Below are 12,066 nucleotides of genomic sequence, written 5' to 3' on the forward strand. Positions count from 1 at the left end.
TACGGTTTTTTTAATTATGATCATCAGAATTATGAAAGAAACTATTTAAAAGTTATAATGATCGTAGATTCTAATTGATGCTTCTTGAAATAAAATTGCTTCAAATTGGGTCATTTTAAACTTTTTTTGCCTAAATTTAAACATTTTTAAACAATTTATAACTCTTTTATGTTTTTTTGCGTAGAAGATGATAAGAATTTCTTGTTGTTTAAAGAATTTTATTCCATAGCAAGAATATTGCATCGGCTATCTTAGTGGTTGATGTGAGAGGACGATCGGGGAACCTCCTCCCCCCCCCCCCCGCGTGGATCCCCTAGATTGTCTGGCCTGACTGAGGATTTCCTCAGTCAGGCTTTTTATAATTGTTTTAGGGGATGTTGTAGCGTGTTATTAGGGGGAAGTGTAAGATCTGTTATTGTTTCGCCTATACTACCTAAATACATGAGGGGCAGGTCTTGTTGGGCAGATAGTGTTAGCGTATTTATTTTCAATAATTTGATTTTTCTTTATTGAGGCATCGTTGAATGCTATAAGGAGAATCATAAAAGGAATCTATGTTTGTGTTCTGTGATCTTTAGGTAAGAGATAATGGAATCTTTTTCGCGTCGTATTGTTTTTATTTTATTTGTATTTTTTATTTTTGGCGCTGTCTTTTTTGCTTCTCAAAGTAGTGCTGTTTATCAGTTTTTTTCCGGTCGCTCTTCTTTTTCTTCTCAGAAGCTTGATGTAACAGAGGAGGAGTTGTTAGAGAGATTGTCTGTATCTTTTCCAGATATTATCAAGCATCTTTCTAAGATGAGTCCTCAACAGCAAGAGTTGTTTATTGCGCAGCTGCGTCGTGATGTAATTGCGCTTGCTTTTAAAAGTGGTCAGAGTCGTGAGCAGGCTCACAAATCTGGTGAAACTGTTGCTATGGCTCTTTCAAAAGCGATTTCTCGTCCTTCCATTGCTAATGCTTATTTTTAGCTGTTTTTTTAATCGCGCTTTTGGGTTTTATTTTAAGCAGCAAGAGCTTTTCATGAATTTTTGAAAAGTCCGAGGAGATAATCAATTTGTAAGATAATTAGCAAAGTTTATCTTACTCAAAAGATAAGCAATCGGAGTATAAGGATAATGTTGCAATCATTGCAGGAGTGAAAGCAAGTCTGTCAAGGGTATTGGTCAAGTTAATTGCATTATCAATCGCTACAATGACAAAAGCAGTATTGACTATAATAAAACACGTTAATCGCATTTTATATGCCAGTTGTTTTTTTATTTGATATGGGCAAATAAAAAAAATTTAAGGGATTTAGGCTTCCTTTGTTCTACGGATTTTAGGATATTTGTTCATTTGTATGATTTCTGAAAATGAGGTGCAAGGCTGATAAGGTGATAGTTTGTGACAAAGAAAAAAATATTTGAATGAAGATGAGGGTTTATTTTTATTTAAAGGGCTTTGGGGGTATTGAGTTTTCTAACATTTTTCAAAAAACAGACAAAAGTAATTGTTAAGCTTTGTTGTAGGGACAAAGACGGGTATAACTTTTTTAGCATATTATTTTATAATGATAATTTGTCATTTTCATGTTGAGTGAGAATCTTAAGAATTGTAAAATTCTCTCGTTTTAAATTTATTCATGGTGAAAAAATCAAAATTAGTTTCTTGTGCACTACAAGTGAGAGGCTTGTGTGGATAAAAGCTCTTTCAAAAGAAGAAGTAAAAAGCTTCTTTGAGGCATCTTGAGAGCTAAAAGTCTGTTGCAATATTTTGAATTGGTAAAGAGTATGATGGTTTTAGTATATTTATGAATTTTTTATGCGCAATGATGGGAGTGGGGATTTTTTTTATTATTTGTTGGGGTTTTATCGGACATAAAGAGTGCTGTGGGTGTTTATTAACCAGAGAGAAGTGTTGATAACAGTTTATATTTTTTGTGAAACTTTTTTGATATTGAGGATCTTCGGTAAAAAGATGTTCTTGTCTCTCTTTAAGATGCTATTTTTTTAATATAAAAATTGAGTGATACAATAGTGATAGCAGAAATTTACAGATTATATCATTTTATTTAATACGCTATAAGATTAATTATAGTCTCTTTATTTTTTTTATTTTATGATATAGACAAATCTATAATTTGTGCATAAAGAGATTTTCTTTTGTTGCAGAATTTTATCTTGAAATTGTCTTACTCTTTCCTTTTTCAAGCCGTTCTTTTGCTTTCTTTTTTTGTACAATACATTTGCAAATTATTTGCAGCTAGAATTTGAGAATGTTTGAGTGAAGAGAAAGAAAATGCAATTTTTGAAAATCTTGTTAAGTACAGCGTGTGCTGTATTTTTTGTAATTGATATAAGTTGGACTCATAGTGTCTTAAATGTTGCGGAATCAGGAGAAGCTTCAGTAATTGTTGCTTCTAAGATTTCTGATCGTCCTTATGAGTTTCTTATTCAGAAACTTGCGAATAAATATAATGTTCCCGTTAATTTAGCACATGCTGTTGTAAAAGTTGAAAGTAATTATAAGGCAGGTATAAAGGGGGCTGCTGGCGAAATAGGTTTGATGCAAATTAAACCCTCTACGGCACGAGGGTTGGGCTTTAGTGGTTCTGTACAGGATTTGTACGATCCTGCGACCAACCTTGAATATGGTATGCGTTATTTGGCACGGGCGTATAAACTCAGTGGTGGAAGTACGTGTGGTACAATCCTTAAATATAACGCAGGTCATGCTGCAAAAAAAATGAATTCCATTTCGGCGAAATATTGCGCAAAAGTGAAAACTTATCTGGCTTCATTAAAATAAAAACATCTTTTTAGACAGGTTTGTTGTAAAATATTTTAAGATGCTATTTTCACGGAGCTGAAAATGTTTTATAAATTAATGCGTCAGTCGGCTGGGCAGCCGCGCTTGTCTAATGCTAAAATGCGGCAGGTGAGGAAAGTCCGGGCTCCATGGAAAGACGGTGCCGGGTAACACCCGGCGGGGGTGACCCTAGGGAAAGTGCCACAGAAAGTAAACCGCCTATTTTTATAGGTAAGGGTGAAAGGGTGGAGTAAGAGCCCACCGCGCATTCAGTAATGAATGTGGCAAGGTAAACCCCACCGGGAGCAAGACCAAATAGAAATGACGTGCAAAATTTAATTTGCAGCCGATTTCCGGGCGAGTCATTCGGGTAGGTTGCACGAGGCGGATGGTAACATCCGTCCCAGATGAATGGTTGCCATGTAAAGTGTAAGCTTTACTCTACAGAACCCGGCTTATAGGCCGACTGATATTTCATGATGATACGCGATATTTTATAAGATCGATTATATGATCTTTTATGGAGTCTATGTGTTTGAAATGGACACTTGAGAAAAGAGTATTTTAAAAAATTATAACATTTCTTTAAGTATAATGCGTTAGGATCTGTCTTGGGATAACTTTAGTTTTTTCGTTCATTGTGATTAATATGAAAGTTGAAGGCTAGGTTACTCTAAAATCAGTTGCTATGAGAGAGCTGTTGATTTGAGACAGCATAACTTCAAGACGGATTATTTTGATAAAGCAGGATCAAAGAGCTGAACGCCATATTCCAGTGTTGTTGCAGCCAGTTTTGGCTGGGCTTATGCCATTGGTTGGAGCAAAAGTGATTGATGGCACCTTTGGTGCTGGTGGTTACACGTGCGCTTTGTTAAAGGCAGGGGCGGAGGTGATCGCTCTTGATCGTGATCCTCATGCTATTAGTGCGGGACAATCGCTTGTTGAAGAATTTTTTCCACGACTTCGTTTGGTGCAAATGGAATTTTCACAGTTGGATCGCGTTGTTGAAGAGAAGGTAGACGCTGTTATTTTGGATATTGGTGTCTCTTCAATGCAGCTTGATGAAGCTGAAAGGGGATTTTCTTTTCAAAAAGATGGTCCATTAGATATGCGAATGGCTCAGACTGGTTTTACTGCTGGCGATGTTGTAAATCACTTAAAAGCAAGGGATTTGGCACGTATCTTTAAGATATTAGGAGAAGAGCGTTATGCGGGGCGAATTGCACGGATGATTGAAAAGCGTCGTGTTGTTCAGCCTTTTTTGCGTACAGGTGATTTGGCGTATGCTATCGAAGCGTTGATAGGACGTAAGCCGGGAGATCGCATTCATCCTGCAACACGTGTATTTCAGGCTCTTCGCATTTATGTTAATGATGAAATTGGTGAACTTGCACGTGGCTTATTTGCTGCTGAACGCATTTTGAAACCGGGTGGTCGTTTGGGTGTTGTCAGTTTTCATTCTCTTGAAGATCGTATGGTCAAAAGATTTTTTTCTTTTCGTTCTGGAGAGTGTATGAGATCACGCTATCTTCCTGAAATAAAAACGGCTCCAGCAACATTTTTCCCTTTGTTTAAAGGGGGGATAACTGCAAGTGAAGAGGAGTTACAGCAAAATCCTCGTTCACGTTCTGCGCGGTTGCGTATTGGTGTACGAACTGAAGCAGAGGCTCTTGCAGCAGATATGAAATTATTTGGTTTAGCAGAGATTGCCAGTTTTGAAGGCGGCAAGAAATGACAGTTTTTCGTACATTTGATATGATCTTAGTGATGATTATGATTTGTATGGCAGGTCTTACTTATAAAGTAAAATATGATGTTCAAAAACGAATGAACGAAGTTCGTCATCTTGAGCATGAAATTGCTGCAGCAAAAAATACGGTAAGTTTGCTTCGTGCTGAGTGGGCTGTGATGATAAGGCCTTCACGCATGCAAAAACTTGCAAAACGTTATCAAAAAGAACTTGAGTTAGAGGTTATACAGCCGCGTCAAATCGTGGCGTTTAAAGATATTCCGGTACGGATACATGATCAAATTGAAGAAGTGATTAAACAAAATATCTTGGAAGATAATCAGGATATTTTGACAAATAATCGGGCTTCTCAGATAAATGGTGTTGTCCAAAAAGGCGCGCAGTAATGAAATCGACTTTTTTATTCTCACAGAAGAAAAAGCGCTTAAAGAATTCGTTGAATAATCATAATGTTTCTGTTCGTCGTCCCTATTCTAGTCGTCCACGTTTGCTTTTTTCGTTGTTCTGCTTTTTAATTTTATATGGCATCATGGGGGCTTGCCTTATTTCTTATGGGTTGGAAGGTGGACAGATTGAAGAAGCAAAGGGGCCAGGAGTTCTTCAATTGATGGCACGGCCTGATATTGTTGATCGTAATGGTCGTTTATTGGCAACAGATATTAAAACTTATTCACTTTTTGCTGAGCCACGACGTATTATTGATGTGGATGAAACAATTGAATTGCTCTCAACAGTTTTGCCTGATCTTAATTGGCAGGGAACCTATAAGCGCTTAAAAAGAAAATCTGGTTTTTCTTGGATCCAGCGTGGGTTAACACCAATGCAGAAGACGAAAATTATGGCTCTTGGTATACCAGGAATTGGTTTTCGGACTGAAATTCGTCGTTTTTATCCTGATGGACCTGTAACTTCCCATATTCTCGGTATGGTGAATGTTGATAATCAGGGCATTGCAGGTATGGAAAAATATATTGATGATACGGAGTTGAGTGCTTTGCGTGCCGCTGGTCTTGCTATGGAAGAATCATTAAAACAAGTTCAGCTTTCGATTGATGTGCGTGTTCAGGCAATTGTTCATGATGAACTTATTCAGGCTATGAAGCGTTATAGGGCAATTGCTGCGGGAGCTGTTATTTTAAATATACATACGGGGGAAGTTTTGGCTTTGGCATCACTACCAGATTTTGATCCTGGAAATCCTATTGAAGCTTTAAAAAGTGATCGTCTCAATCGGATGACGGCAGGAGCTTTTGAAATGGGATCGATCATTAAAAGTTTTACAACTGCCATGGCTCTTGATTCCGATATTTTTCATTTAAACAGTATTATTGATGCTTCAAAGCCAATAAAAGCAAGTAGTGGGTATACTATTCATGATTTTCATGGGAAAAATCGTCCCTTAACGTTATGGGAGGTTTTTATTTATTCCTCCAATATTGGTTCTGCTAAAGAGGCATTGGCGATAGGGATTGATAAACATCGTGGTTTTTTGCAAAAACTTGGGTTACTGGATCGTCTTACAACAGAGTTGCCTGAAGTTGCCCATCCTATTGTACCACATCATTGGAAGGATATCCATTCTATGACGATTTCTTTTGGGCATGGTATGGCAACAACACCTTTGCAAACAGCTGTCGGGGCTGCTGCTTTAATGAATGGTGGTTGGTTAATTGCTCCGACATTTTTAAAACGTACAAAAGGACAAACTTTGTACCATGCAAAACGGGTTTTGCAGGCTAAAACAAGTCAAAATATGCGTTACCTTTATAAATTAAATAGTGATATTGGTTCTGGACGTAATGCAAAAGTCGAAGGTTATCGTGTAGGTGGTAAGACAGGAACAGCTGAAAAAGTTGAAAATGGAAAATATTCTAAAACAAAAAATTTCAATAGTTTTCTTGCTGCTTTTCCTATTGATGATCCTGTTTATGTTGTTTTAACAATTATTGATGAACCAAAGCCTGCAGAGGGACAGCGTTCAGCAACAGCGGGGATGAATGCTGGACCAATGCTTGCTAATATTATTCGTCGCACAGCTAGTTTTCTTGGTGTAAAACCCGATTTTAAAAAAGAATATGAGCCTCTTTTAAGTAAAAAGAGCAATTCAAGTTTCGTTAAACAACGGTAAAATGAATAAAAGGTGCATCGTTATGTTGTTTGGAACAGTTTTTACAGAATGTCTTGAAGATCAGAATCTTTCTTCAATGGAAATAACAGGAATCAGTGCAGATTCTCGACAAGTCTTGCCAGGCTATGTTTTTGTCGTTGTTCAAGGAAAAAAAAGTGATGGAAGACACTATATAGATGATGCGATAAAGCGTGGCGCACGAGCAATTGTTACAGATTGTTATGCTGTTCTTGAGGATTTACCTGTTCCCATTTTACGTGTTTCTAATGTTCGTCATAGTTTAGCGTTGGCAGCTGCACGTTTTTACGGTTCTCAGCCTGAAACGGTCGTTGCTGTGACTGGTACAAGTGGTAAAACATCTGTTGTCTCTTTTATTCGGCAAATTTGGACTCATGTTGGATTTTGTGCTGCGAGTATAGGAACGGTTGGTGTTGTTTCTCCTAAACGGAATGTTTATGGTTCTCTCACAACACCTGATCCGGTTGCCTTGCACCGTCTTCTTTGTGAAATTTCTCATGAAGGTGTGACTCATGCAGCTCTTGAAGCTTCTTCGCATGGGCTTGATCAAGGACGACTTGATGGAGTTCGTTTAACGGCTGGTGCCTTTACCAATTTAGGGCGAGATCACATGGATTATCACACGGGGGTAGAGGATTATTTGCGAGCTAAAATGAGGTTGTTTGATACACTTTTGCCTGTATCTGCTCCTGCTTTGATTTTTGCTGATGATGTCTATTCACAAAAGGTTATTGATGTTGTTACACAAGCGCGCCGCCGTGTCTTGACAATTGGCCGTAAGGGGAAATTTATCACGATTAATCGTGTTGAACATCAACGCTCAAAACAGTGTATTGAGTGTCGTGTGGAAAATAATATTTATACATTTGATTTGCCTTTGGCTGGAGATTTTCAGGTAGCCAATGCGCTTATGGCAGCGGGGTTAGCGATTGCAACGGGTGTTTCACCTCGTAAGGTTTTTTCTGCGCTTGAAACTTTGCAGGGGGCACCTGGGCGGTTAGAATTTGTCGGAAAGACAGAAAATAATGCGCCTGTTTATATTGATTATGCCCATAAACCAGAAGCTTTGGAGCAGGTTTTGCTTTCTGTTCGTCCCTTTACGCAAGGGCGTTTGATCGTTGTTTTTGGTTGTGGAGGAGATCGTGATCAAGGAAAAAGACCTTTGATGGGAAAAATTGCGGCGGATAAAGCGGATATTGTTATTGTAACGGATGATAATCCTCGCACAGAAATGCCAGAAAAAATACGCAAGGATATTTTACAGGCAGTGCCAACAGCAATAGAGATAGCAGATCGTGGTGAGGCTATTTCTTACGCGGTGGAGCTTTTGAAAGTTGGTGATACATTAATCATTGCTGGAAAAGGTCATGAGGATGGCCAAATTATAGGGCAGACAACTTATCCTTTTTCAGATCGTCTGAAAGCGATAGAAGCTCTAGAGAACCGAAAGAAATGACAGCTTTATGGGATAAGAAAGCACTTGTTGCTGCAATTAATGGTGTTGTAATAGGAAGCATGCCAGAAACTTTTTCTGGGGTTTCCATTGATAGCCGTACTCTTGCGGAAGGTGATATTTTTTTCTGCATTAAGGGGCATCATCTTGATGGTCATGATTTTGCTGCGCAAGCTTATGAACGAGGTGCAGGGGTTCTTATCGTTGCGGAACACCGTTTAAGGGATATGAAAAAGATATCGGCTCCACTTATTGTTGTTCCTGATGTTTTGCAAGCCCTGGAAAAACTTGCACAAGCTGCACGCAAACGTTCAAGAGCTAAGATTATTGCGATAACAGGATCGGTGGGAAAAACAACGACAAAAGAAGCTTTGAAACAAGCACTTGCAACGACTGGGAACGTTCATGCGAATCTCGCTTCTTTAAATAATTGCTGGGGGGTTCCACTCACTTTAGCGCGGATGCCTATGGAGAGTGCTTATGGTATCTTTGAAATTGGCATGAATCATAGAGATGAAATTCGCCCTCTGGTCAAACTGGTTTGTCCGCATGTTGCTCTCATTACGCATATTTGTGCAGGACATATGGGTTTTTTCAAAAATCTTGAAGAAATAGCAAAGGCAAAAGCTGAAATTTTTGAAGGATTAGATGAGAAAGGCATTGCCATTTTAAATGCGGATAGTGATTTTTTTTCTTATCTCGTTCAAGAAGCAAGGAAATGCGGTGTAAAGAATATCTTAAGCTTTGGTGAGAGCAAAAATGCTGATTATCAAGCGCGAGATATACGTCTTCTAACTGATCGTTCTTCTATGATTGTACGTATTAGGGAGCGGGATAGGGAGGTTCAAATTGGTGCTCCCGGACGCCATATTGTGCAAAATAGTTTAGGGGTTATTGCTGCTTGTGATGCTATGGGAGTTGAGTTAGAGCCTGTTCTTCTTTCTTTTCGCCATTTTTCTTCTCAAAAGGGGCGAGGTGTTCGTTATCGACTGTCTTTATCAAATGGGGGTGAATTTTATCTCATTGATGAAAGCTATAATGCAAATCCTGCTTCTATGCGTGCTGCGCTTGAGCTTCTTGCTACAGGACCAGTCGGGGAAGAGGGGCGGCGAATTGCTATTTTAGGAGATATGCTAGAGTTAGGGGAGTATAGTGAAAAGCTTCATCGTGATTTAATAAAGCCAATACGTCTTTCCGGTGCTAATCCGGTTTTTCTATTTGGTGAGGCGATGAAATCTTTAGTCAGTGATTTGTCTGCTGGTGTTAAGGTTCATTATGCTGAAAATATTGAGAAAATTTTATCTCTCCTTTTAGCAGAAATTTCTTCTGGGGATCTGCTTATGGTTAAATCATCCAATAGCCTTTGTTCATCAAATATTGTGACTGCATTGCTTGACCGCTATAAAGCGGTTTCTTCATAGTTTTAAGAGGTTTTTTGTACCATGATGCTGTTTTTTTCTTCGTTTAGTGATTGGCTTCCAGGTGTGAATGTATTTCGTTATATTACTTTTCGCACGATAGCGGCTATGCTTACTTCGGGGCTCATCGTCTTTTTGTTTGGACCTAGCATCATTGCTTCTCTTAAATTGCGGCAGGGTAAGGGGCAACCGATTCGTGCGGATGGTCCTCAAACACATTTTAAAAAGGCTGGAACACCTACAATGGGTGGATTGATGATTTTAACCGGTATTGTGGTAGCGGCATTTTTGTGGTGTAATTTATCGAATATTTATTTTTGGGTATCGCTATTGGTTATGCTTTCTTTTGGGGCAATTGGATTTTATGACGATTATCTTAAGGTCACAAAACAAACAGACAAAGGATTTTCTGGGAAAGCACGGTTAAGTTTGGAGTTTTGTGTTGCCGCAATTGCTGCTTTTGTCATCCTACAAATTGGCTCATCTGGATTCGCTTTGCCTTTTTTGAAAGATTATCTTATCAATTTGGGCTGGTTTTTTATTCCTTTTTCTGCTTTTGTTATTGTCGCGACGGGTAATGCGGTTAATTTGACGGATGGACTTGATGGCCTTGCTATTGTTCCTGTGATGGTTGCAGCCTTATCTTTTGCTCTGATTGCTTATCTTTCTGGTAATATGAATTTTGCTGATTATCTCCAAATCCATTATGTATCGGGAGCAGGTGAATTGGCTGTTTTACTGGGAGCTGTTGTTGGGGCAGGGCTTGGTTTTTTATGGTTTAATGCACCACCTGCAGCTATTTTTATGGGAGATACTGGTTCGTTGGCTCTTGGAGGATTATTGGGGACTGTTGCAGTCGCTACGAAGCACGAAATTGTTTTGGCTCTTATTGGTGGGCTTTTTGTTGTGGAAGCTTTTTCGGTCGTTATTCAGGTTGGTTATTTCAAATTAACAAGAAAACGAGTGTTTCTTATGGCACCGATACATCATCATTTTGAGAAAAAAGGCTGGACTGAAAGCCAAGTCGTGATACGCTTTTGGATTATTTCAATTGTTCTTGCTCTTATTGGTCTTTCAACACTTAAATTGCGGTGAGATTTTGATTTCTGTTGCGTGTTATAAAGGACAAAAAGTTGCTTTATTTGGATTAGGAAAGTCTGGACTAGCAACGGCACAAGCATTGATGCGTGGCGGTGCAGAAGTGGTGGCGTGGGATGATAGTCCTTCAAGCGTGCAGATGGCTTTCCGGCACAATATTCCAACGCGAGATCTCCGTTATGAAGATTGGTCAGAATTTGTTGCATTGATTGTAGCTCCTGGAGTTCCTTTAAATTATCCTCAACCCCATTGGGTTGTTGAAAAAGCACGAAAAAAAAATATAGAAATTATCGGTGATATTGAATTATTTGTTCGTGCGCGCCAGCATTTTTTACAGCATTATGGTTTTTGTGACCAAGATGTTCCTTTCATTGCGATTACGGGGACGAATGGAAAGTCAACCACAACGGCTTTACTTGCGCATTTGTTGGAAAAAATGGGTTATGATGTGCAGGTGGGGGGGAATATCGGAAAGGCAATATTGACGCTTAAGCCATTTGTTAAAAAACGTATCTATGTGATTGAATGTTCATCATTTCAAATTGATCTTACACCCTCTCTTCAGCCGACCATTGGACTTTTATTGAATTTAACACCTGATCATATTGATCGACATGGGAGTTTTGCCTGTTATGTGCAAACCAAAAGGCATCTGATTGCTCAGGCTTCACAGGCTTTTATTTCAGTTGATGATGCAGCTTGTAGGGTTTTATATCAACAGTTGCTTCATGAAGGGAAGAAAATTGGGGCAATTTCCAAGGATCATTTTGTTGAAAATGGTTTTTATGCAGATGGGACTAAGCTCTTTTCTGTTTATCAAGGACAGCGTCATATGCTTGCAGATCTGACGTCTATGACTGCTTTGCGCGGACGTCATAATGCGCAAAATGCCCTTATGGCATTAGCAACGTTGCAGGCTTTAAAAATAACCGATCCTTCTATGAACAAGCATTTAGCAAGTTATAAAGGGCTGGATCATCGTATGCAGCAGGTGCGTAAAATGGGGGCGGTTTTGTTTATCAATGACAGCAAGGCGACTAATGCAGATGCAACAGCTCCTGCGCTTTCCACCTTTAATGATATTTTTTGGATTGTTGGGGGACAGGCAAAAAAGGGAGGAATAGAGTCTCTTAGAAAATTTTTTCCTAAAATTCGTAAAGCCTATTTGATTGGGAGCGCGGCGGAAGAATTTGCTCGCACTATTGGATCTGCTTTTCCCTTTTCTATGAGCTTAACTTTGAAAAATGCGGTGCGTGAAGCAGCTGTTGATGCAATGGGTTGTAAGGAAAAAGAGGTGACGGTTCTTTTGTCACCTGCTTGTGCAAGTTATGACCAATTTAAAAATTATGAAATGCGAGGCGAAGAATTTGTCTCTTTTGTGATGCAGTTACAATAAAAAAATCATCAGTTATAAAA

Annotated in this window: 9 protein-coding genes and 1 other RNA gene; all 10 read left to right on the plus strand. The window is 38.9% G+C overall.

Translation table 11 applies throughout. The features are described 5' to 3' along the window. Window positions 1–588 precede the first annotated feature (588 nt). The 10 genes from ACFIJ9_RS06065 (at window position 589) to murD (ending at window position 12,046) form a co-directional block, all read left to right on the plus strand. Window positions 589–966 carry a hypothetical protein gene (locus ACFIJ9_RS06065; protein ID WP_015856651.1) on the plus strand — a complete coding sequence of 126 codons (378 nt, stop codon included), beginning with the start codon at window positions 589–591 and terminating at the stop codon, window positions 964–966. Window positions 967–2,275: 1,309 nt separating this feature from the next. Then, window positions 2,276–2,785: a lytic transglycosylase domain-containing protein gene (locus tag ACFIJ9_RS06070; RefSeq protein ID WP_375636154.1), complete on the plus strand. Its 510-nt coding sequence runs from the start codon at window positions 2,276–2,278 to the stop codon at window positions 2,783–2,785. A gap of 83 nt (window positions 2,786–2,868) precedes the next feature. Then, window positions 2,869–3,259: RNase P RNA component class A (gene rnpB, locus ACFIJ9_RS06075), an RNA gene on the plus strand. A gap of 262 nt (window positions 3,260–3,521) precedes the next feature. Further along, a complete protein-coding gene (rsmH, locus tag ACFIJ9_RS06080) occupies window positions 3,522–4,520 on the plus strand; it encodes a 16S rRNA (cytosine(1402)-N(4))-methyltransferase RsmH (RefSeq protein ID WP_015856649.1) in 999 nt (332 codons plus the stop codon). After that, window positions 4,517–4,921, plus strand: a complete 405-nt coding sequence (locus ACFIJ9_RS06085) for a hypothetical protein (protein WP_015856648.1) — start codon at window positions 4,517–4,519, stop codon at window positions 4,919–4,921. Before rsmH ends, ACFIJ9_RS06085 begins: the two co-directional genes overlap by 4 nt. Further along, window positions 4,921–6,663 carry a peptidoglycan D,D-transpeptidase FtsI family protein gene (locus ACFIJ9_RS06090; RefSeq protein ID WP_375636155.1) on the plus strand — a complete coding sequence of 581 codons (1,743 nt, stop codon included), beginning with the start codon at window positions 4,921–4,923 and terminating at the stop codon, window positions 6,661–6,663. The genes ACFIJ9_RS06085 and ACFIJ9_RS06090 overlap by 1 nt, the downstream gene beginning before the upstream one ends. A gap of 22 nt (window positions 6,664–6,685) precedes the next feature. Next, entirely contained in the window at window positions 6,686–8,137 is a 1,452-nt protein-coding gene (locus ACFIJ9_RS06095) for a UDP-N-acetylmuramoyl-L-alanyl-D-glutamate--2,6-diaminopimelate ligase (protein WP_375636156.1), read from the plus strand. Beyond that, a complete protein-coding gene (murF, locus tag ACFIJ9_RS06100; RefSeq protein ID WP_375636157.1) occupies window positions 8,134–9,555 on the plus strand; it encodes a UDP-N-acetylmuramoyl-tripeptide--D-alanyl-D-alanine ligase in 1,422 nt (473 codons plus the stop codon). The genes ACFIJ9_RS06095 and murF overlap by 4 nt, the downstream gene beginning before the upstream one ends. A gap of 21 nt (window positions 9,556–9,576) precedes the next feature. Continuing rightward, window positions 9,577–10,647, plus strand: coding sequence for a phospho-N-acetylmuramoyl-pentapeptide-transferase (gene mraY, locus ACFIJ9_RS06105; RefSeq protein ID WP_375636158.1), 1,071 nt, complete (start codon window positions 9,577–9,579; stop codon window positions 10,645–10,647). A gap of 4 nt (window positions 10,648–10,651) precedes the next feature. Continuing rightward, entirely contained in the window at window positions 10,652–12,046 is a 1,395-nt protein-coding gene (murD, locus tag ACFIJ9_RS06110) for a UDP-N-acetylmuramoyl-L-alanine--D-glutamate ligase (RefSeq protein ID WP_375636159.1), read from the plus strand. Window positions 12,047–12,066: the final 20 nt, after the last annotated feature.

It is taken from the genome of Bartonella sp. MR90HLJMH (assembly GCF_042194115.1).
In the GTDB taxonomy this organism is placed as follows: domain Bacteria; phylum Pseudomonadota; class Alphaproteobacteria; order Rhizobiales; family Rhizobiaceae; genus Bartonella; species Bartonella grahamii.